Annotated in this window: 20 protein-coding genes; 8 read left to right on the top strand and 12 right to left on the bottom strand. The window is 62.9% G+C overall.

Annotated features, from left to right (window positions below; translation table 11 throughout):
• Window positions 1-609: a LolA family protein gene (locus tag SKA53_RS00445; protein WP_007204049.1), complete on the top strand. Its 609-nt coding sequence runs from the start codon at window positions 1-3 to the stop codon at window positions 607-609.
• A 61-nt stretch (window positions 610-670) separates the two neighbouring features.
• Here SKA53_RS00445 and SKA53_RS00450 read toward each other — a convergent pair whose 3' ends face one another.
• Window positions 671-1,258 carry a transglycosylase SLT domain-containing protein gene (locus SKA53_RS00450; protein WP_040482714.1) on the bottom strand — a complete coding sequence of 196 codons (588 nt, stop codon included), beginning with the start codon at window positions 1,256-1,258 and terminating at the stop codon, window positions 671-673.
• 198 nt (window positions 1,259-1,456) lie between these two features.
• On the opposite strand from SKA53_RS00450, the gene hspQ reads away from it, so the two are divergent.
• Together hspQ and yaaA are read left to right on the top strand one after the other, a co-directional pair.
• Window positions 1,457-1,783: a heat shock protein HspQ gene (hspQ, locus tag SKA53_RS00455; protein ID WP_007204051.1), complete on the top strand. Its 327-nt coding sequence runs from the start codon at window positions 1,457-1,459 to the stop codon at window positions 1,781-1,783.
• A 71-nt stretch (window positions 1,784-1,854) separates the two neighbouring features.
• The gene (yaaA, locus tag SKA53_RS00460; RefSeq protein ID WP_007204052.1) at window positions 1,855-2,625 is read left to right on the top strand and encodes a peroxide stress protein YaaA; all 771 of its coding nucleotides are present in this window, start codon (window positions 1,855-1,857) and stop codon (window positions 2,623-2,625) included.
• On the opposite strand, the gene SKA53_RS00465 is transcribed toward yaaA, so the two are convergent.
• Window positions 2,622-3,797, bottom strand: a complete 1,176-nt coding sequence (locus SKA53_RS00465) for an acetyl-CoA C-acyltransferase family protein (RefSeq protein ID WP_007204053.1) — start codon at window positions 3,795-3,797, stop codon at window positions 2,622-2,624. The two genes, yaaA and SKA53_RS00465, sit on opposite strands and share 4 nt — an antisense overlap.
• Window positions 3,798-3,926: 129 nt before the next feature.
• On the opposite strand from SKA53_RS00465, the gene SKA53_RS00470 reads away from it, so the two are divergent.
• The 5 genes from SKA53_RS00470 to selD are packed head-to-tail and all read left to right on the top strand — an operon-like array spanning window position 3,927 to window position 10,650.
• The gene (locus tag SKA53_RS00470) at window positions 3,927-4,586 is read left to right on the top strand and encodes an ABC transporter ATP-binding protein (RefSeq protein ID WP_007204054.1); all 660 of its coding nucleotides are present in this window, start codon (window positions 3,927-3,929) and stop codon (window positions 4,584-4,586) included.
• Window positions 4,583-6,964: an ABC transporter permease gene (locus SKA53_RS00475; protein WP_007204055.1), complete on the top strand. Its 2,382-nt coding sequence runs from the start codon at window positions 4,583-4,585 to the stop codon at window positions 6,962-6,964. The genes SKA53_RS00470 and SKA53_RS00475 overlap by 4 nt, the downstream gene beginning before the upstream one ends.
• Window positions 6,954-7,979: a lipocalin-like domain-containing protein gene (locus SKA53_RS00480; protein ID WP_007204056.1), complete on the top strand. Its 1,026-nt coding sequence runs from the start codon at window positions 6,954-6,956 to the stop codon at window positions 7,977-7,979. The genes SKA53_RS00475 and SKA53_RS00480 overlap by 11 nt, the downstream gene beginning before the upstream one ends.
• Window positions 7,972-8,529, top strand: a complete 558-nt coding sequence (locus SKA53_RS00485; protein WP_007204057.1) for a pyridoxamine 5'-phosphate oxidase family protein — start codon at window positions 7,972-7,974, stop codon at window positions 8,527-8,529. Before SKA53_RS00480 ends, SKA53_RS00485 begins: the two co-directional genes overlap by 8 nt.
• 24 nt (window positions 8,530-8,553) lie before the next feature.
• Window positions 8,554-10,650, top strand: a complete 2,097-nt coding sequence (gene selD / locus SKA53_RS00490; protein WP_007204058.1) for a selenide, water dikinase SelD — start codon at window positions 8,554-8,556, stop codon at window positions 10,648-10,650.
• Here selD and mnmH read toward each other — a convergent pair.
• From mnmH to SKA53_RS00540, 10 genes are all read right to left on the bottom strand, one after another.
• Window positions 10,637-11,689 (bottom strand): tRNA 2-selenouridine(34) synthase MnmH, encoded by a 1,053-nt coding sequence (gene mnmH / locus SKA53_RS00495; protein WP_007204059.1) that lies wholly within the window; start codon window positions 11,687-11,689, stop codon window positions 10,637-10,639. The two genes, selD and mnmH, sit on opposite strands and share 14 nt — an antisense overlap.
• A 56-nt stretch (window positions 11,690-11,745) precedes the next feature.
• The gene (locus SKA53_RS00500) at window positions 11,746-12,687 is read right to left on the bottom strand and encodes an aldose epimerase family protein (protein WP_007204060.1); all 942 of its coding nucleotides are present in this window, start codon (window positions 12,685-12,687) and stop codon (window positions 11,746-11,748) included.
• Window positions 12,687-14,588 (bottom strand): beta-galactosidase, encoded by a 1,902-nt coding sequence (locus SKA53_RS00505; RefSeq protein WP_007204061.1) that lies wholly within the window; start codon window positions 14,586-14,588, stop codon window positions 12,687-12,689. The genes SKA53_RS00500 and SKA53_RS00505 overlap by 1 nt, the downstream gene beginning before the upstream one ends.
• A 40-nt stretch (window positions 14,589-14,628) precedes the next feature.
• Complete coding sequence (locus SKA53_RS00510; RefSeq protein WP_007204062.1) at window positions 14,629-15,450, bottom strand: SMP-30/gluconolactonase/LRE family protein; 822 nt, start codon at window positions 15,448-15,450, stop codon at window positions 14,629-14,631.
• The gene (locus SKA53_RS00515) at window positions 15,447-16,052 is read right to left on the bottom strand and encodes a 2-dehydro-3-deoxy-6-phosphogalactonate aldolase (RefSeq protein ID WP_007204063.1); all 606 of its coding nucleotides are present in this window, start codon (window positions 16,050-16,052) and stop codon (window positions 15,447-15,449) included. The genes SKA53_RS00510 and SKA53_RS00515 overlap by 4 nt, the downstream gene beginning before the upstream one ends.
• Window positions 16,053-16,054: 2 nt before the next feature.
• The gene (locus SKA53_RS00520; protein ID WP_007204064.1) at window positions 16,055-16,957 is read right to left on the bottom strand and encodes a 2-dehydro-3-deoxygalactonokinase; all 903 of its coding nucleotides are present in this window, start codon (window positions 16,955-16,957) and stop codon (window positions 16,055-16,057) included.
• Window positions 16,954-17,712: an SDR family NAD(P)-dependent oxidoreductase gene (locus SKA53_RS00525; protein WP_007204065.1), complete on the bottom strand. Its 759-nt coding sequence runs from the start codon at window positions 17,710-17,712 to the stop codon at window positions 16,954-16,956. Before SKA53_RS00525 ends, SKA53_RS00520 begins: the two co-directional genes overlap by 4 nt.
• Window positions 17,709-19,793 (bottom strand): alpha-galactosidase, encoded by a 2,085-nt coding sequence (locus SKA53_RS00530; RefSeq protein WP_007204066.1) that lies wholly within the window; start codon window positions 19,791-19,793, stop codon window positions 17,709-17,711. The genes SKA53_RS00525 and SKA53_RS00530 overlap by 4 nt, the downstream gene beginning before the upstream one ends.
• Window positions 19,794-19,800: 7 nt before the next feature.
• Entirely contained in the window at window positions 19,801-20,649 is an 849-nt protein-coding gene (locus SKA53_RS00535; RefSeq protein WP_007204067.1) for a carbohydrate ABC transporter permease, read from the bottom strand.
• Between the two features lie 99 nt (window positions 20,650-20,748).
• The gene (locus SKA53_RS00540; protein ID WP_040482715.1) at window positions 20,749-21,705 is read right to left on the bottom strand and encodes a carbohydrate ABC transporter permease; all 957 of its coding nucleotides are present in this window, start codon (window positions 21,703-21,705) and stop codon (window positions 20,749-20,751) included.
• Window positions 21,706-21,722 lie beyond the last annotated feature (17 nt).

A 21,722-nucleotide genomic window follows, 5' to 3' on the forward strand; every position in this document is an offset into this window, starting at 1 on the left:
ATGAAAACGCGCATCATTCCCTTTCTTGTGGCCTTCGCCATGTCGGTCCATGGGGTCGGTGTCTCGGCGCAGCAGCTTAGCCTGCCGCAGATCTCTGACTACCTGAACCAGTTGCAGACCGCGCAGGGCGGGTTCACCCAGGTCAACGGCGACGGGACCCTGTCCACCGGCCAGATCTATATCAAGCGGCCGGGTCGTATCCGGTTCGAATATAATCCGCCGCAGGAATCGCTGGTCATGGCAGGTGGCGGGCAATTGGCGATCTTTGATCCACGCTCGAACACCGGGCCAGACAGGTATCCGCTTAGCCAGACACCTCTGAATGTCATCTTGCAGCGCAATGTCGATCTGACAGCGGCGCGGATGGTCACCGGCAGCGTGTCTGACGGCACGATAACGACAGTCACCGTGCAGGACCCCGACAATCCGCAATATGGCGATATCCAGCTGGTCTTTACCGCCAACCCGGTCGAATTGCGCCAATGGATCATCACCGATGATCTGGGCAATCAGACCACGATGGTGCTGAACGACCTGACGACTGGGGCGCCGATCGGGGATATCATGTTCAACATCGCCGCCGAAATGCGCAGACGCGGGTTCGAATAAGACGCGCGCGGCGCGCTCAACGAACTTTGTGCCATCATTGGTTCGGTCGCGCAGGCTTGGCTCAGCGCCGACGACAACTGCGCAATTGCGCGTCATACATCACAGCGCGGGAATCCACCTCGCTTGCGATGCGGATCAGCCAGCCTTTGGACCGCCAGGTGCCCCGCAGATAGCCCTGCCGGCCGTCGTGATAGGCCAGATACTGGTTGCGCGTATCATATAACGGCACGCCGGTTTGCTCTACTGTCTTGGTCATGTACCAGCCCATGAAATCTGTCGCATCGCGGATATCGTCGCGCTGCGCGCGCGACCTGCCGACATCGCGCTGATATTCGCGCCATGTGCCGTCCAGCGCCTGACTATACCCCAGCGCCGAGGATTGACGGCCAATCGGGATTACCCCCAGCGCATAAGTATGCGGCGGGCGGATATCGCCGATGAATTTGCTTTCCTGATAGACCATCGCCATCATCGTCGGCACGGGAACGCCATATTTCCGTTCAGCCGCTTGGAAAGCGCGGAAATAATGCGGCCTTTCGCGTGCGATGCTGCATGCGTCGTCAAGATTGCGCGGCGCCGAGAAATTTCCCGAGCCGCCGCAGCTGCCAAGAAACACCAAGAGTGCCAGTGCGCGGAGATATCTGCTCATTCGCCCGTCGCCATGTTTTGTTTTTTTACACTCTAGCGTGTTTGGACCGATCTGCAAATGCCTAAGGCGGGCCAAGACCATCACTTTTTCACTGGAAATGCGCATAAAGCCATCAGCAACCGCCGTGACCGTGACCTGTCGTCAGCCGTGGACTCTGGCGTGGGAAATCCCGTATAACGGCACAAAAGGGCCGAAATCATGCTGAAAAAGCAAGCAAAGTATCATCTGGGACAGATCGTCCGCCACCGCAAACATCCGTTTCGCGGGGTGATCTTTGACGTGGATGCCATGTTCGCCAATACTGACGAATGGTACAATGCCATCCCCGAAGACAGCAGACCTCTGAAGGATCAGCCCTATTACCACCTGTTGGCCGAGAACGAGCAAAGCTTTTATGTGGCCTATGTGTCCGAGCAGAACCTTGTCGCGGACCATTCGGGTGAACCCGTCGATCACCCCGATCTGGACGATATGTTCGGCCCGTTCGAGAACGGGCATTACCCGCATCAATTGCAACTGAACTGATCTGGCGTGCCGGTGCTGGTCATCGCGCGCAGGCATGTTACATCCTTGCGCAAAGCCGAAAGGACGCTGTTATGCTTGTTGTGATTTCCCCTGCCAAATCGCTTGATATGACGCCAGTGCAGATCCCTGCCAGCGCGCCTGCGTTTCAGGACGATGCCCTGCGCCTTGCGAAAACCGCGCGCGGGCTGAGTTTGGGTGAACTGAAAAGCCTGATGACGATTTCGGACGATCTGGCCCGCCTGAACCGCGACCGTTTCGCAGCCTTCGCCGCTGACCCCGCGCCTGAGGCGGTGAAACCCGCAGCCCTTGCCTTTAACGGCGACACCTATCAGGGGCTGGAGGCGAAAACCCTGTCCATTGATGATCTGCATTGGGCGCAGGACCATCTGGGCATCCTGTCGGGGCTTTACGGCCTGCTGCGCCCGCTGGACGCGATCCAGCCCTACCGGCTGGAAATGGGCAGCAAGTTGAAAACGCGGCGTGGTGCGTCGCTTTATGATTATTGGGGCGACACCATCGCAAAGGCGCTGAACGCGCGGGCGGCGGATGTGGGCGCCGACACGCTGGTGAACTGCGCCAGTCAGGAATATTTCGGCGCGGTGGACCGCAAGGCGCTCAAACTGCGCGTCATCACCCCCAGCTTTATGGAAGTCAAAGACGATAAACCCCGTATCGTCAGCTTTTTCGCGAAACGCGCGCGCGGCGCGATGGCGCGGTTCATCGTCGAAAACCGCCTGACCGATGCGGAGGCGATCAAGGATTTCACCAGCGGCGGCTATGCCTATGACGCGGATTTGTCGGATGGCGATACATGGGTGTTCGTGCGGGATTATCCGGCCTAAACCCGTTCAATCGCCAGCGCGATACCCTGCCCGCCGCCAATACACATCGTGATCAGCGCACGTTTGCCGCCGGTGCGGTCCAGCTCGTACATCGCCTTGACGGTGATGATCGCCCCCGTGGCACCTACCGGATGCCCCAGTGCAACCGCACCGCCATTGGGGTTCACGCGGGCGGGGTCAAAGCCCAGCTCCTTGCTGACCGCCAGCGCCTGCGCGGCAAAGGCTTCGTTTGATTCGATCACATCGAAATCAGCCGCGGCCAGCCCCGTCTTTTCCAGCAAACGCCGCACGGCGGGGACGGGGCCGATACCCATCACCTCGGGGCGCACACCGGCATGGGCATAGCCTAGAATACGAAACCGCGGGGTCAGGCCCGCTGCCTGCGCCGCATCTGCGCGCGCCAGCACGATCGCTGCGGCCCCGTCATTCAGGCCGGACGCATTGCCCGCTGTCACAGACCCGTCTTTTTCGAACACCGGGCGCAGGGCGGCGAGTGCCTGTGGCGTGGTGGCCTTGGGATGTTCGTCGCGGATGAAATCGACCATGTCACGTTTGACACGGACCTGCACTGGAGTGATCTGACTGTCGAAATAGCCCGCCGCAATGGCCGCTGCCACGCGGTCCTGGCTTTGCAGCGCAAAGGCATCCTGTTCGGCACGGCTGATCCCATGTTCGCGGGCGACATTTTCCGCCGTGATACCCATATGGCCGGTGCCGAACGGGCAATTCAGCGCCCCCAGCATCATGTCCTGCGTACGGATATCGCCCATCTTGGCGCCCCAGCGCTGGTCTGGGATGATAAAAGGCGACCGGCTCATGTTTTCGGCCCCGCCAGCAAGGCCGAAATCGGCATCCCCCAGCATCAGCGATTGCACCACCGAAATGATCGCCTGCACCCCCGACCCGCAGAGCCGGTTGACGTTCATCGCAGGCACACTGTCGGGGATCCCTGCCTGCATCGCGGCCACACGGCTGAGATACATGTCCTTTGGTTCGGTATTGATGACATGGCCAAAGGCCACATGGCCGATCTGGGCCGCTGCCACACCTGACCTTTGCAGCGCGGCCTTGGCCACCACAGTGCCCAGATCAATCGGCGTTGTCCCCGCCAGCGCGCCGCCGAACGTACCGATGGCGGTGCGTGCGCCGCCCAGAATGACGATGTCGGTCATGGATGCCTCCCCCTTTGTGTGGCGCAAGCTTAGCGCAACAGCGCGTGCGCAAAAGCCAGAACGTCGCGGCACGGCAGATTTGCCGCCGCAGGGCGTTTCCTTTGCTGTGTTGCGTGTTAATTCACGCGCATGACCTTGTTGATCGTCGACACCCTGACCAAGACCTATGCCACGGCCGATGGCCCGTTCCCGGTGCTGCGCGGCGTCAGCCTGACGTTGGAGGCAGGCGAAAGCCTTGCGCTGACCGGCGAATCGGGCAGTGGCAAAAGCACGCTGTTGCACCTGATCGGCGGGCTGGATCGCGCGGATGCGGGCCGGATCATGCTGGACGGGCAGGATATCGCCCGCCTTGATGACGCAGGCCGCGCGGCCTTGCGGCGCGGCACGGTCGGCGTTGTGTTCCAGCAGTTCAACCTGATCCCCAGCCTGAAGATTGCCGACAATATCGCGTTTCAGGCGCGGCTGGCGGGGCGGCATGACGCTGCATGGTGCGCGACCTTGGCTGATCGGATGGGGCTGACAGATCATCTGCGCAAATATCCCGAACAGCTGTCCGGCGGCCAGCAACAACGCGTTGCTATCGCGCGCACGCTCGCTGCGCGCCCGAAACTGGTGTTGGCGGACGAACCGACCGGTAACTTGGACGAAACCACCGCCGCGACGGTCATGGACCTGATGCTGGCACTGGTGGCCGAGACCGGCGCGGGCCTCTTGATGGTCACCCATTCACTTGTGCTGGCCGCCCGCCTGCAACGCCGCCTGCATCTGCGCGCGGGTCAGGTGGCATGACGCGGGCGGCTTTTGCAGCACTTTTGTCGCATTGGGTGCGCAATCCGGTGCAATTGTTCACGCTGCTGGCGGGGCTGGCGCTGGCGACCGGCCTTTGGTCCGGCGTGCAGGCAATCAATGCCGAGGCGCGCGCCAGCTATGATGCCGCCGCCAGCACGCTGGACGAAGGGCGCTATGACCGGCTGGTCGCGCGCGATGGCGCGGCCTTTGGGCAGGATGTGTTCGTGATGCTCCGCCGCGCGGGCTGGCTGGTCAGCCCGATGCTGACGGGCGATCTGGACGGGGTGCGGCTGATCGGGATCGACGCGCTGACAGCGCCTGCGGGCATGGGGCCGGTCAATCTGGGCGGGGATGTGGACCTTGCGGGTTTTCTGACGGGGGGCGATCAGGTCTTTGCCAATGCCGCCACTGCACCCCGGCTGGGTGCTGTCACGGTGCTGATCACCCCCGATCTGGCCGATGACACCGCCGTTGCCGATATTGGCACGGTGCAACGGCTGCTGGGCCGCGCAGGCCGGATCGACAGCCTGCTGGTGCTGCCTGACCAACCTCGCAACCTGCCGCCACTGGCCCGGATCGCGCCCGACCTGACCTTGCAACCCGCCCAAGGCAGCACCGATATCGCGGGGCTGACCGACAGTTTCCATCTGAACCTGACGGCCTTTGGCCTGTTGTCCTTTGCGGTGGGTATTTTCATCGTGCATGGCGCGATTGGCCTCGCGTTTGAACAACGGCGCGGCATGGTGCGGACCCTGCGCGCGCTGGGCTTGCCGCTGAACCGGTTGATCGGGCTGATGCTGGCGGAATTGCTGGTCTTTGCGCTGGTGGCAGGGGTGATCGGGGTCGCCTTGGGCTATGTGATCGCGGCGCTTTTGTTGCCCGATGTCGCCGCCACCTTGCGCGGGCTTTACGGTGCGGATGTGTCGGGCAATCTGCAACTGCGGCCCAGTTGGTGGGCCTCTGGGCTGGGGATCGCTTTCGCTGGCACGTTGCTTGCGGGGGGATCGGCGCTTTGGGGGATCGCGCGGATGCCGCTGCTGGCGGCGGCGCAACCGCGTGCGCTGGCGATGGCGGCAGGACGGCGGGCCAGCTTTCAGTTGGGGGCGGCACTGGTGTTGCTCGCCGTGGCCATTGTGCTGGGTTTCAACGCGGATGGATTGGTCACGGGTTTTGCCTTGCTGGGGACCTTGCTGATCGGGGCCGCCCTTGCCTTGCCGCCGGTGCTGAATGGCATGCTTGCCTTTGCCAGCGGGCGCGCGCGCAGTGTGACCGCGCAATGGTTTTGGGCCGATACCCGCCAGCAATTGCCGGGTCTGTCGCTGGCGCTGATGGCCTTGATGCTGGCGATTGTGGCCAATATCGGTGTGTCCACGATGGTGTCGAGTTTCCGGCTGACCTTTACCGGCTTTCTGGACCAGCGGCTGGCATCCGAGCTGTACATCAGCACCGATAGCGCCGAGCAGACCGCCGCACTGGTGGCCTTTGCCGAAGGTGCGGGGGCCGCGGTCCTGCCGATCCAATCCGCCGATCTGCAGATCGCAGGCCAACCGGCCGAGGTGTTCGGCACCCGCGACCATGCCACCTACCGCGACAACTGGCGCTTTTTGCAAAGCACGCCCGACGCATGGGACACAACATTCGCCGGGCAAGCGGTGGTGATCAACGAACAACTGGCGCGGCGCGGGGCGCTGGGCCTTGGTGATATGGTGACCATCGGCAGCCTGACCCTGCCGGTTGAGGGGATTTATGGCGATTACGGCAATCCTATCGGGCAGGTCGTGCTGGCGCTGGATGCCTTTGCGCAGGAATTCCCCGCCGTCGAGCCGCGCCGGTTCGGCCTGCGTGTGGCGGGTGATCCGGCTGATTTCGTGGCCGGTCTGACCGCCGCCACGGGTATTGGCGCGGGCCAGACCATTGACCAAGCGGAGATCAAGGCACTGTCGCTGGCGATTTTCGAGCGCACCTTCACCGTCACCACGGCGCTGAATATCCTGACGCTTGCGGTCGCGGGTTTCGCCATTCTGATGAGCCTGCTGACGCTGGCCGCGATGCGGGTGCCGCAACTGGCCCCCGCTTGGGCAATGGGCATGACGCGGGCCGCGCTGGGGCGGCTGGAACTGTTGCGCGCGGTGATGCTGGCGGTACTGACCGCGGCGCTGGCGCTGCCTTTGGGTCTTGCGCTGGCTTGGGTTCTGCTGGCGGTCGTGAATGTCGCGGCCTTTGGCTGGCAATTGCCAATGTATCTGTTTCCGCTGGATTACGCACGGTTGGGCGGGTTTGCGCTGCTGGCCGCTGTTCTGGCCGCTGGCTGGCCCGCATGGCGGCTGGCGCGCACGCCGCCCGGTGATCTGCTGAAGGTTTTTGCCAATGAACGCTAAAGCACTGATCCTGTGCCTGCTGCCGGTCACCTCACTGGCGCAAGGCTTTGCAGGGCTGGGGACGGAAGTGGACGGCTTTTCCACCCCCGCCCCTGACCCCGTGTTCGATTTCCCCGCCGATCACGGCGCGCATCCCGATTACCGGATCGAATGGTGGTATCTGACCGCCAATCTAGAGGATGCCGACGGCACGCCCTACGGGTTGCAATGGACGCTGTTTCGCTCTGCCTTGGCACCTTACGAGGCCGACGGCTGGGACAGCCCGCAACTCTGGATGGGCCATGCGGCGGTCACGACCGAAACCGCGCATTTCGTCGCCGAACGGCTCGCGCGTGGCGGGATCGGGCAGGCGGGTGTCGTGGCTGATCCGTTCAGCGCATGGATCGACGATTCGGCGCTAGAGGGCGATTGGCGGACCCTGCAGATGCGTGCGACGGGCAGTGATTTCAGCTATGATATGGCGCTGAGCGCGACCGGCCCTTTGGTGTTTCACGGCGATGGCGGCTATTCGGTGAAATCGGCGGCGGGGCAGGCGTCTTATTACTATTCACAACCGTTTTTCGATATTTCCGGCACGCTGAACCTGCCGACAGGTGATGTGCAGGTGACAGGCAGCGCGTGGCTGGACCGTGAATGGTCGTCGCAGCCTTTGGCGGATAACCAGACCGGCTGGGATTGGTTTTCGCTGTCGTTCGATGACGGGGCCAAGCTGATGGGCTTCCGGCTGCAACAGACGGATGGGATGCATTATACGTCGGCCACATGGATCACGGCGGAGGGGGAAACCACGCCTTATGCGGACGGCGCCTTGCAGGTGGAACCGTTGCTGACCAATGCAGCGGGCGTGCCGGTCCATTGGCGTTTGACCTTGCCTGCGCGCGGTGTCGATGTGACGGTGCAGGCGGTGAATGACGACGCATGGATGACAACCTCTGTGCCTTATTGGGAAGGGCCAGTGACCTTTGCAGGCACGCACCAAGGCCGCGGCTATCTGGAGATGACAGGCTATGACTGACTGGTTCACCACGCTGGACGGCTTGCGCACGCGGGCTTGGGGGATGCTGGCGCGTGGCGTGGCCGATGCGCGCCATCCTTGCCGCTTGCCCACGGTCTGCACGACCAGCCCCGATGGCTGGCCCGAGGCGCGCACGATGGTGCTGCGATCCGCCGATCAGGGCGCTGCGGTGGTCACGCTGCATACCGACCTGCAATCGGGCAAGCTGGCCAGCCTTCAGGTTAATCCGCGTGTGGCGCTGCATGTCTGGCTGCGCCCGCAAGCCTTGCAGATCAGATTGCAAGCCGAGGTGACGGTGCAAAGCGGGCCGGATGTCCGCCCGCTTTGGGATAAAATCCCCGATCATGCGCAGCAAAGCTATGGCGTGACCCCGCCCCCCGGTGCGCCCATCGGGGCGGCGCTGGAGTATGTCAAACAGCCTGACCCCGCGACCTTTGCCGTGTTGTCCTGCCGTGTGATGCAGATCGACCTTGTGCATCTGGGCGACCAGCACCGCCGCGCGGCCTATTCACGAAGCGATGATTGGGCGGGCCAATGGCTATCGCCGTGACGGCGCGCGCGCTAAGGGCGTTGCATGGATAAATACCCTTTCACCCGTGACCTTGTGCTGATTGGTGGCGGTCACACCCATGCGCTGGTTTTGCGCAAATGGGGCATGAACCCGCTAGCAGGCGTGCGGGTGAGCGTGATCAACCCCGGCCCGACGGCGGCCTATTCGGGCATGTTGCCGGGGTTCGTGGCAGGGCATTACAGCCGCGATGATCTGGATATCGATCTGGTCAAACTGGCGCGTTTCGCAGGCGCGCGGATGATCAACGGGGCCGTGACGGGCATTGACCGCACAGCACGCACCGTCACCGTGCCGGGGCGGCCACCCATCGGCTATGACGTGCTGAGCATCGATGTCGGGATCACATCGCAGATGCCCGCGCTGGACGGGTTCGCCGCATATGGCACCCCCGCCAAGCCTTTGGGTGCGTTTGCACAGGCCTGGGACGATTACCGCGCCCGCGCGAAAGCCCCGAAAATTGCCGTGATCGGCGGTGGTGTCGCGGGGGCGGAACTGGCGCTCGCTATGGCGCATGCTTTGCAGGGCAAATCCCCGAAACTGCATCTGATCGACCGTGGTCGCGCGCTGGCAGCCCTTGGCGACAAGGCGCGCCAAAAGATGTTGGTGGCGCTGGCCGGCTATGGCGTGGAAATCATCGAAAACGCGGAAGTGACGCAAGTCTTTCGCGAAGGCGTGTTGTTGCGCGACGGTCGCCTGATCCACAGTGATTTCACCACCGGTGCGGCAGGGGCCAAACCGCATGACTGGATCGCGGGCACGGAGCTTGATCTGCAGGATGGGTTCATCAGCGTGACCGCGCAATTGCAGACCAGCGACAGGGCGGTTTTTGCCGTGGGCGATTGCGCGCATATGGCCGCCAGCCCGCGCCCCAAGGCGGGGGTCTATGCCGTGCGGCAGGCACCGGTGCTTTTTGACAATCTGCGCGCAATCCTGTCCGGCGGGCGGTTGCGCGATTACAAACCGCAGCGCGATTACCTCAAGCTGATCTCTTTGGGGCAGAAATCGGCGCTGGCGGAAAAGTTTGGGACGGTCTGGCAAGGGCCATTGCTCTGGCGGCTGAAAGACCGGATTGATGCCAAGTTCATGGCACGCCTTGATGATCTGCCTGTGATGCCCCCCCCACAGCTACCGAAAATCGCGGCAATCGGCTTGCGCGCCGCCTTGGGCGACAAACCGATGTGTGGTGGCTGTGGCGCCAAGGTAGGGCGTGCAGCCTTGCAGCAAGTGCTGGGCGATGCTTTTGGCGATGATGCGGGCCTGGTGCAGACGGGGCAGGTGATCACCACCGACCATCTGCGCGCGCTGGTGGCCGATCCGGTGCTGATGACGCGGATCGCTGCCATCCACGCGCTGGGCGATATCTGGGCGATGGGGGCCACCCCGCAGGCCGCCACTGTGCAAATCATCCTGCCGCGCATGGAAAGCGCGTTACAGCAGCGGACCATGGCCGAGATCACGGCAACCACCACTGCGGTCATGTCCGAAGCGGGTGCGCGGATCGCGGGCGGGCATAGCGCGCTTGGCGACGAGCTGACCATCGGGTTCACGATCACGGGGCTGGTGGACAGGCCGATCACGCAGGCGGGCGCACGGGCAGGCGATGCGCTGATCCTGACCAAACCTATCGGCAGCGGCACGATCATGGCGGGTGACATGGCTGGGCAGGCGCGCGGGGCGGATGTGATCGCCTGCCTGGACCTGATGGTGCAATCGCAGGCGAAGGCCGCCGCGATCCTGCACGCGGCCCATGCGATGACCGATGTGACGGGGTTCGGCCTGTTGGGTCATTTGCGCGGGATCTGCGACGCCTCTGGCACGGGGGCTGTGCTTGACTGGGCGCAGGTGCCGGTGATGGCGGGGGCGGCGGTGCTATCGGCGCGTGGTGTGCGCTCGACGCTGTTTGCGGATAATCAGGCAGGCGCCGGGGTGGTCGAAGGGGCCGTGCCGGACCTTGCCTACGACCCGCAGACGGCGGGCGGTCTGCTGGCCGCGGTGGCGGGCCACAGCGCCGATGATCTGTTGGGCGCATTGACACGCGCGGGCTATACTGCCGCCATCATCGGGCAGATCACTGATGGGTCGGCGATCAGCCTGCGTTGACCAGCGGCAGGATCGCCGCGACCAGCCTGTCCTGTCCGGCATCGTCCAGCGTGTCGCTGTGCAAATCGGCCAGCATGTCATGGGCAGCGATTTTGCGTGATTTCGCATAGGCGGGGTCGTAATGCTGGTCCATCAGCGCAGTGGCGAAACCCGTCAGATCGCCCGCGTGCAGCAGGGCCATCCAGCCATCCACCACCTGATGCCCGCGGATGTAGCGCAGCGGTGCCAGCCGGCGCGCCATGTCGTCGGGGTCGGCCGCGATATCGGCATAGGCCCGCGCCAGAAAGCTGGCCCGCGCGGCAAGCGGCGCGTGCAGGGTGATCCGTTGTGCCGCAGTCATTGCGGCCCAGAGGGACGGTGGAATCACGAGGCTGCCGATCTTGCTGCTTTCGGCCTCGATCAGGACAGGGCGCGCGGGGTCGAGCCGGTACAGCGCCAGCGCGATCTGCGTCTCAAAGGCGCGTTGCGATGGCTGGCCCTGTGCTGCACCGCCCAACAATGACCCGCGATGGTTGGCCATGGCTTCAAGGTCGATGACCTGCACGCCCTTGGCGGCCAGCCGCGCCAGCAGCGCCGTTTTCGCCGTGCCGGTATTGCCATCAAGCAAGATGACCCTGTGCGGCACCGGCCTGTCGTAAACCGCCCCCTGCACCAGCCGCCGGAATGTCTGGTAGCCGCCCTGCACCGTGTCGGTGCGCCAGCCGATCTGGCCAAGGATCGAGGCAAACGACCCCGACCTTTGCCCCCCGCGCCAGCAATAAACCAAAGGTCGCCAGCTGCCGTCTTTGTCTGCCATCGCCTGCGCGATATGGTCGGCTACATTGCGCGCGACCAATGATGCGCCCAGTTTGCGCGCCTCGAACGGGCTGATCTGTTTATAGATCGTACCGACCCGCGCGCGTTCGTCGTTGGACAGCGCAGGCAGGTTGATCGCGCCCGGCACATGGTCCAGCGCGAATTCGGCGGGCGAGCGCACGTCAATCACGGTGTCGAAACCGTGTTTGATCAGATCGTCAAGCGTGGCAAAAGCGATAGGCATGGCGCTGTCTAGCGCGGTGCGCGCGCCGAGGTAAGGGGCAAGCAGCGTGGTTTGGCCTAGCGTGCAAAGCTCCAGCGCGTGATCTGCTGATATGTCGCGCCCGCCGGCAGCTTGATCTGTGGAAAATGCGTGTGGTTGGGGGCATCGGGCCAGTGCTGCGCCTCGATCGCCAGCGCGTCATGATCGGGCCGCCCGTCGAAAACCTGCATCCCCGGCAGTGTTGTGGCCATCACCATACGGACCCCGCCTTGCCCCGTCAGCCACAGCACATCGCGCAGCGGTTCTTCCCCGTCAGACAGGCAGAAATTGTGGTCAAGCGGTGGTGTTTGCGCGTCCAGCACCGGCCCGTGGCGCAAATCCATACCGGTGCCGGTGACATCGGCAACATCGCCTGTCGGACAAATAGCATCGTCAATCGGCAGGTAATGATCCGCAGCGATCCGCAGGCTGTGGCCTTGCCATGTGCCTGACCCGTCAAGGTTCCAATAGCTGTGATTGGCGAAGTTCATCAAGGTCGTGCCATCGCTGGTCGCTGTGAGCGTCAGCGTCAGCGTGGCAGGTGCGCTCAGCGTGAATTGCGCGGTCACGCGCCGCCGCCCCGGCAACCCCGCAAAACCGTCGGGCATATCAAGCGAAAGGGTGGCAGAGGCCGCGGTCGTTTCGATCACGTCCCAGACCTGCGCGTGGCTGCCTTCGGACCCTGAATGCAGATGCGCCTGTCCGTTGTTGCGTTCCAGCTCGTACATCATCCCGTCCAGCCGGACCCGCGCGGTGGTGATCCGGTTGGCCACTGGCCCGACAATGGCCCCGTGATAGAGCATCGCACCTTCGTAATCGGCCAGATCGTCCGACCCGACCGTCAGCCCGTGGTCGATGCCCGCCAGCCGCAGATCCTGTATCCGCGCGCCATAAGTGAGCAACGTGAGCGTCAGATCGCCCGCGCGCAGCGGGATCGCATGCACGGTTTCGCCCCGCGTGGTGGTGCCGAATATCTGCATCACAGTGCCTCCCAATGCACGCCGGCCGCTGGCACGATGGTGCCGCCCCAAGCCTGCGCTCTGGGCGCATAGTTGAACACGAACCGATGGGTGGCGGTATCCCTGATCCGCAAACCTTCAGCCAGTTGAAAGCTGGGCAGGTCCAGCGCATCGCAAAGCCCGCCGATGATCGCGTCAAATGTCGCATCATCGGGCCAACCCGCCAGATAGCGCAGATGATCACCGCCCATGATCGCGGGCTGGCCCGATTTGGTGGACAGATGCACGGGGGCGGTCCCTTCGAGATGTTCGAACCAGTGCCGGAATATGCCGCCACCCTGTAGCTTGATCTTGGCATCAGGGGGGATGCTTTCGGTCAGCACGACCGACAGATCGGTATCGGGCAGGTCGGGACCAAGCGGGGTGGGGATGCTCAACTCGTCGGTCTTGGTATCACTGCGCGGGCCGATCAGGGCGATGCCGTCAAAGCGGGCCAAGGCTGCGCGCAACGGATCAGAGATTTTCATCAAGCCGGGGGCCAGTACCAGTTTATAACCCGACAGATCGGCGCAATCGGGCGGCAGGATGTCGATGTTCAGCCCCGCCCGCCGCAGCGCGCGATAAGCGGCAAAGGCCAGACGGAAGGCATCGAAATCCGCGCCCTGCGGCTGGGTGTCCCAAGCCCAGGCGCTTGCATAATCGAACACCAGCGCTGCTTGTGCTGTTGCTGTGCCGACATCGGGTAGCTTGGCGATTTCATCCGCGACCTGCCGGCATTCGGCAAGCGCGGGCGCGGGCCTGCTGTCGGGGCGCAAAAGCCCTGCATGGTTTTGTTCCTGCGCGAAAGGGGCCTGCCGCCAGCGGAAATAGCAGACGGTTTCGGCCCCGTGGGCAAATGCTTCCCACGCCCAAAGCCGCGCCATGCCGGGCAGCGGGGCAGGGTTGTAAGGCGCCCAGTTTACCGGGCCGGGTTGTTGTTCCATGACCCAGAGCCGCCCCTTGCCCACCGCGCGATACAGATCGTGATGGAACGCTTGCATATCGGGGTGGCCTTGGCGCAGGAAGGTGGCCTTTTCTTTCGCCGTGCCTTCCAGCCGGTCGGATAGAAAGCCGATCGGGTAACTGTCCCATGACGCGATATCCAGATCGTCTCCGACCTTCCAATGGTCGAATGTGGTGATCCGGCCCATGTAATTATGGATCAAGGGCGCGGATGTATGGCGGCGGAGTTCATCGGCCTGCACTTTGTTGAAGGCGACGACCTGATCCGAGCTATAGCGCCGAAAGGCCAGCACATGCGCGGGGTTGGGTTCGGTCACGGTCAGGTTGGGCAGGTCGATCTGCGCGAAGCTGTCGTAATCCATCGACCAGAACACATTGCCCCAGGCACGGTTCAAGGCGGCGGGCGATTGGTATCTGTGTGCCAGCCAGTCCTGAAATCCGCGCCTTGCGGCGTCCGAATAAGACAGGGTGGTGTCGTGACAATCATATTCATTGTCGATCTGCCATGCCGCGACATAGGGGTTCGCCCCGTAACGTTCGCCCATCAGACGCGCGATCCGGCGGCATTCATTGCGGTAGCCCGGATGGCTGAAATCATAATGCCGGCGTGATCCGAACTTGCGCGCGCGCGCCTGCGCATCGACGGCCAGCATGTCGGGGTATTTGTCCAGCATCCAGCGTGGCGGGGTGGCGGTCGGCGTGCCAAGCACCACTTTTAGCCCCGCCGTGCCCAGCACGTCGATGGCGCGGTCAAGCCAGTCCCATGTCAGCGTGCCGGGAACGGCTTCCATCCGCGCCCAAGCGAATTCGCCGATCCGCACCCAAGACAGGCCCGCCGCAACCATGTGCGCCGCGTCCTCGGTCCATTGATCCTGAGGCCAATGTTCGGGGTAATAACAGATACCAAGAGTGCGGTGCATAGGTCAGTCCTTGAGTATTTGGAACAAAGCGAAAGCAGGGTTAAAGGAGTACCTGATGTTCCGCCTGCCCCTTGTAGGGGGTGGGTGTGGCATATGTCCGGCCTTGATCCGGCCCGTCCAGCCCCGTGGCGGCAGAGGTGCAGAACAGGGTCGACAGGTCATCGCCACCAAAGGCAGGGCAGGATGTCTGCGTGGCGGCAAAGCTGTAGCTGTCGATAAAGGTGCCATCGGGCGCATAGCCTGCGACGCGCCCTGCGCCCCATTGCGCGTTCCACAGGTTGCCTTGTGCATCGACGACGGCGCCATCGGGGCGCAGATCTGTGGCGCGCAGGTCGATATGCAGCACAGGGTCGCCTTGTGGCCAGCCATCTGCATCCAGCGCTACGCGCATGATCTTTTGCGTGGGCGTGTCGGTGAAATAGGCGGTCTTGCCATCAGGCGCGAAACAGATCGCATTGCTGATCGTGACGGGGGCGAACAGCTGGCGCAATTCACCTTTGAAATAGCGATAGATCGCGCCTGCGCCGGGCTCGGCGTTGATCCCCATGGTGCCGATCCAGAAGCCGCCCTGCGGGTCGGCGCGGCCATCGTTGGAGCGGGTGTGGGGGCTGTCCGCCTCCAGCGGGCAAAGTGGCGTCTGGCTGCCGTCGCGCAGATCAAAGCGGATCAGCGCGGTCTGGCTTGCGATCAGCAATATGTCTGCGTTGACCCAGCCCGCCGCCGAGACATATTCGTCAAACTGCCACTGCCGTGCCTTGCTTTGCAGCCGTTTGCCAAGGATATCAAACCAGAATAATTCGCCGCGCAACGGGTGCCAAAGCGGACCTTCGCCAAGCGCGCATTGTGTGTCGTCAAAGATCATCCTGCGGCCTTGTCATAGGCGGCGACGATGTCATGGGCGCGGGTGCTAACCTCGGCTGGTGTCAGTCCGGGTTGGTAAAGTGCTGTTCCTATGCCAAAACCATCGGCAGATGCGGCGATCCATGTTGCAAAATTGCTAGTGCTAGCGCCACCTACGGCATAAACCTGCGTGTCTTTGGGCAGTACGGCGCGGATTGCCTTGATCCCGTCAGGGCCGATCAGGCTGGCGGGGAAAATTTTCAGCCCGTCTGCGCCCGCCTTGAGTGCGGCGAAACATTCGGTTGGGGTCATCACCCCGGGCCAGCTTTGCAGCCCTGCCGTTTTGGTGGCAACAATGACGCGGGGGTCGCAATTGGGTGATACGATCAGCCGCCCGCCGGCCTGTGCGACGCGCCCGACATCAGCGGTGGACAACACCGTGCCCGCCCCGATCAACGCGTCATCGCCAAAGGCGCGCGCCATGCGTCCGATGCTGTCGAACGGCTCAGGGGAATTCAGCGGCACTTCGATCTTTGTGATGCCCGCGGCGATCAAGGCGGCGGTCACGGCTTCGGCCTCGGGGGGGGTGATGCCGCGCAGGATGGCGATCAGGGGGCGGTGCATCTTTATCCTTTCAACTGGCGGTAAGCGGCGGTCAGACCCGCAAGGGTCGCAGCCTCTGCATTCACCTGCGTTGCAGGCGCACCATGCTGTGCCAGAGCCGTGACGTAAAGCCGCGCAAGTGCGCCTGCGCCGATCACGGCGATCTGCTGGCCCAGCCAATAGGGTTTGGCCGCGGCAAGTTCGGCCCCGATCAGCAGCCCTGACAGCCGTGCACGGGCGGTGGCCCCGGGCAGGTCGTGCAACAAGCCTTCGGCACGCAGCGAAAACAGCCGGCCGGCCAGTTTTTCGGGCCGTCCGTAAGCATCGGCAAGGCCGGTGTCAAAGGCCGCATCATCCCAGCCATCTGTTGCGATGGAATGGCGCAGCACGGTCTGGGTGGTCAATGTGGCGAACAGCTCGCCTGTCATGAAGGTCTGGAAACTGACAATCTCGCCCGCGCTGACATGAACCCATTTGGTATGTGTGCCGGGCAGGCAGATCACACCGTCCCACCCCTTGTTCTGGGCCAGATAGCCCGCGATCTGTGTTTCCTCGCCGCGCATGACATCGGCGGGGTGAAGCTGTTTGATGCCGGGGATGACATGGACGGCAAGGCGTGGATCATCGCTGCAGGCGGGCGCAAGCGGGCCGCCCAAAGGGGCGCAGGGCGTGGCGGCGTAAGGCGCCTCGACCCAGCCTTGGCGCGATCCGACCATGCCGCAGGCGATGACGGGGGTTGGCCCGTGCAGCCACGGGCCGACCAGCGCCAGCAACGCGGGTTCAAACCCCGCGCGGTCCAGCCGGCCCATACCCCTGTCGGAACTGGCCTGCGCCAGTAATGTGCCGCTGGCCGATATCGCCCAGGCGCGGACATGCGACGTGCCCCAATCGACGCCGATCCATGCGGGAGTGATCGTTGCGGTCATCCTGTCGTCACCACGCCGGCATCGACGACCATAACCTGCCCCGTCATCATCCGCGACGCGTCAGAGGCCAGAAACAGCACCGGCCCGACCATATCGGCGGGCATGATCGGCTCTGGCAGGCATTGCCGTTCCAGAAAGGCGGCCTTGGTTTTAGGCGTGGCCCACATGGTTTCTTGTTTTTCGGTAAAGACCCAGCCGGGCGCGATGGCATTGACCCTGATCCCGCGCGGCCCCCATTCGCGCGCCAACGACCGTGTCATGCCCGTGATCCCCGCATTGGCGGTGGTATAGCCGATCATGCCCGCCGCCCCGAACAGATAGCTGATCGAGGAAAAGTTGATCATCGCGCCCTGCGGTGCCATGACGGTCGCGGCTTTCTGGCAGGCAAAGAAATAGGCCTTCAGGTTCACGGCCTGCATTTCGTCCCAATAGGCGGGGGTGATGGTTGCGGCCTCGTGGCGGGCGTCGTTGGCGGCATTGTTAACAAGTGCCTTTAAGGGGCCATGCGCATCGGCGGCCTTGGCGATGGCGTCTTGCAGGGCATCGGTATCGGTAATGTCGCATGGAATGAACAGCGGGCGGTTGGCGTGTTTGGCGGCCATCTGATCCACGAAGGCGCTGGCATCGGACCGTCCGACAAAGGCGACCTTGGCCCCTTGGGTAAGAAACCCATCGGTCAGTGCCGCACCGATGCCGTTGCCGCCACCGGTGATAAAGACAGATGCCCCGGTAAGATCATGAAAGGTGGCGGTCACAGGCTTTCTCCTTGCAGCACCCAGATCCGGTCGGGGAACGACCATGGCAATGTCACGCCGTGCTGCATCAGATAGGTGCCCGATGCAACCAGCGACCCCGATTTGAGCAGCGGCGCACCGCGTGACAGGCCGGGGGCCTCGTCTCGATTGACCAGCGTGACGCGGTAACGCGCTTGCCCGTCCAGTCCGGTCAGCCGCAAGGGGCGCGGCACGATCTGCGTACTGGTTGCGGCCTTGCCTGCAAAAACCACGAAACGGGCCTTGTCGCGCGCCAGTTGCTGTTCGGCGATCACGGCGGGATCGGCGCTGTCCAGCCGCAGGATATCGGCGCTGTGCAGCCAGTGGCGGTTTTGCTTCCACCAACCTGTGACCTTGCTCAGAACAGCGGCTTCATGGTCGGTCAATTCGCGGGGGTCCATCTCGAACCCCATATGGCGCTGGGCGGCGACCCATGCGCGCAAGGACATGTCCAGCGTGCGCCCCGAGGTGTGGCAGATGCGCGGGCCGACATGGCTGCCGGTCACGGCCATCGGCAAGAACAGGGCGGCGTCATGCTGGATGCGCAGCCGTTCCAGTGCGTCGTTGCTGTCGGATAGCCAGACCCGCTGCGTGCGTTGCAGGATTCCGAAATCGATCCGCCCGCCGCCCGAGGCGCAGGATTCAATCTCGACGGCTGGGAAATCTACGCGCAGCCGGTCGAGCAGCGCATAGGTCCCACGGGTCTGGGCGGCATCGGGCATCGGCAGCACGCGGTTGTGGTCCCATTTGATGTAATCAATCGGATGATCGGTCAGGATCGCGGCGATCCGGCCATACAGATATTCGCGCACCGCAGGCAGCGCCATGTTCAGCACGAGTTGCTGGCGCCCACGGGTCTGGTCGGCACGGCCAAGCACCCAACCCGGATGCGTGCGGTATGTGTCGCTGTCCTCGTTGATCATCTCGGGTTCGAACCACAGGCCAAAGGTCATGCCCAGCCCGTGGATATGGGCGATCAATGGCTGCAGTCCTTGGGGATATTTGCGCGCATCCACAATCCAGTCCGACAGGCTGGTCGTGTCGTCGTCGCGCCGCCCGAACCAGCCGTCATCCAGCACGAACCGTTCCGCGCCAAGCGCGGCAGCACGGGTGGCGATGTCTTTCAGGACAGGCAGTTTATGGTCGAAATAGACCGCTTCCCAGCAATTGTAATGCACAGGGCGCGGGGTATCGGGCTTGGGCCATGTCACGATCCGGTCGCGCAAATGGCGCTGGAATGCCACAGCGCAGCCGTTCAACCCGCTGTCGGAATAGTTAATATACAAAGGCGCGGTGCTGAAATGTGTCGCCGCTTGCGTGTCCGACCCTGCGGCATGGCCCCACTGGATTTGTCGGCGGCCATCGGCCAGTTCCTCGGCGATCATGCGATGCCCGCCGGACCAGCCATAGTGAAAGGCGTAAGCCTCGCCTTGGGTATTCGTCGCCCCGTGGCATGGCACGATCAGGCCGGGGAAATGCTCATGCCCGCTGCGGCCTGTGCGGCTTTCGCGTAGCCGGATGCCCGCTGACCATGGCGTGTGCGCCAGCTGGAATTCACCGCACCAACGGCCCGAGATGTCGATCATCGTCTCGCTGTGTTGCGGGGCGGGCAGGACGGGTGCTGCAAGCCAGTCCAGATATACCGGATATTCCGCGTTCAGCGCCGTCTGGCAGGTGATGATATGGGTTTCAGGGTCGGACAGAAACGTGCAGATCAGGTCCAGCCCGTTGTCTGCATCGCGGTAGGTCAGGCGCAGGTCGGTGGCGGTTTGCACCGCATCCACAAGGCTGAACATCGCCAGCACAGGCGCGCCGCCCGCATCGCGCAGGATCAGCCCGGGCTGGCCGGGGAAGCTGCGGCTTGCCTCGGGACACAGTGACAGATCGGGGTTTTCGTCGAGCATCCCGCCCGTGATGTCGATGGCATGGGCGGCATGTAGCATGGCAAGGTCTTCGTCAGCGGGCAGTGGCGCGCCCCAATAAACGACCTGCGGCAGGCGGGTATTGCGGGCCGCCAGCACAAGTGTCTGGCGTCCAGTGTCGATCCGGTAGGTATGTGTCATGGTCTTCTTACTTTACAGCCCCCAGCGTGAGGCCCGCGATAAAGTGTTTCTGCATCAGAAAAAACATCAAGACTGGTGGCAGGGCGGCCACGATGGAACCTGCGCTCATCAGATGATAGGCCGCGCGATATTGCGCGTTGAAACTGGTGATCCCTGCGGTGACAGGCTGGCTTTCGGGGCCTTGGGTCAGCACGACGGCCCAGAAATAATCGTTCCAGATGAAGGTGAAGATCAGCACCGCCATCGCCGCGATCGCGGGTTTCATCAGCGGCAGGACGACATACCAGAAGATGCGCCATTCGGCGACGCCCTCCACGCGGGCAGCCTCGATCAGCGCAAAGGGCAGGGCGCGGATGAAATTGCGCATGAACAGCGTGGCAAAACCTGTCTGGAACGCGATGTGGAACAGCACCAGACCGGTTTTGGTGTTATAAAGGCCCATATCCACCGTCAGGTCGCGCACCGGCACCATCAGGATTTGGAAGGGCACGAAATTGCCCGCGATGAACATGAAAAAGATCAGCAGATTGCCCTTGAACTTGTACACGCCCAGCGCAAACCCTGTCATGCAGGCCAAAGCAACGGTGCCGATCACCGTGGGGACCGTGATCATCACGGAATTGAGCAGGTAGCGCGGCATCGCGCTTTCGAAAAATACCAGCCCGTAATTGGTGAAACCTTCAAAAGACGACGGCCAGCCCCAGTAATTGCCGGATGTGAAATCGACATCGGGCTTGATCGAAAAGATCATCACTGCGATCAGCGGCAAAAGCCACAAGATCAGCGCGACAGGCAAAAACGCCTGATAGCTGAGGCGCACCGTGGGGGATGATTTCTGGACCGGTGTCGGAAACATATCAGCGCCTCGCCGTCCCGGGCTTGACCCGGGACCTGGTGAACGGTGTCGGCGTGAGGTCCCGGATCAGGTCCGGGACGGGGGGCTGTGGGGATGTCATCAGCGTGCCTCTTTTTCGTCTTGGTACATCGTCCACAAAAAGTAGGAGATGAAGACCAGCATGATCAGGAACAGCACCACCGCCACGGCAGCGGCATAGCCATATTGCAGCCCGCGTTCGGACAGGGATTTTTCGAAAACATAGAATGACAACACGCGGGTGGACCCGAACGGGCCACCGCCGGTCATGATCGACACCAGATCGAAACTGCGCAAAGCGCCGATGATCGTGACGACAAAGGCGATAAAGGTCGCAGGTTTCAGCTGCGGCAGGATCACATGCCACAGCATCTTGCGGCCCTTGGCGCCGTCCAGGCGGGCGGCCTCGACCTGTTCGGGGTCCACCGCGTTCAGGCCGGTCAGATACAGGATCATGCAATAGGCCGTCTGCGGCCAGAGACCCGCCACGATGATCCCGTAGGTCGCCGTATTCGGATTGCCCAGCACGCCGCCGCTGATTTCAAACCCGAACCAGCCGGTCACGATCGTGAACAGCCCGTTATTGGGCAGATAGAACCACGAAAACACCAGACCGACGACAACCTGACTGATGACAAAAGGGAAAAAGAACAGGGATTTATACAGCCTTATACCGCGCACATTCTGGTTCAGGAATAGCGCGATAAACAGCCCCAGCGGGATTGCCAGCAAATACAGCACCAGCCAGCGCAGGTTGTTCCACAGCGAGATCTGAAAATTCCGGTCGGCGCGTTCGCCGTTCAAACCGAACAGCTTGTTATAGTTTTCCAGCCCGACATAGGTGCCGTTGGTGTCGATATCGCCCAGGCCGTTCCAGTCGTACAGCGACATGCCGAAACTTTGCCAGATCGGTGCGATGACATAGACAACAAAAAACAGCACGCCAGGCGCAAGAAACAGCCACGGCGTGATCGCGATTTCGTTGCGCTTGTACCAGCCGCGCGGGGGCTGGCGGTCGCTGTCAGCGGAAATACTCATGCGCCGGCCTGTCTGTT

The organism is Yoonia vestfoldensis SKA53 (assembly GCF_000152785.1).
Classification (GTDB): domain Bacteria; phylum Pseudomonadota; class Alphaproteobacteria; order Rhodobacterales; family Rhodobacteraceae; genus Yoonia; species Yoonia vestfoldensis_A.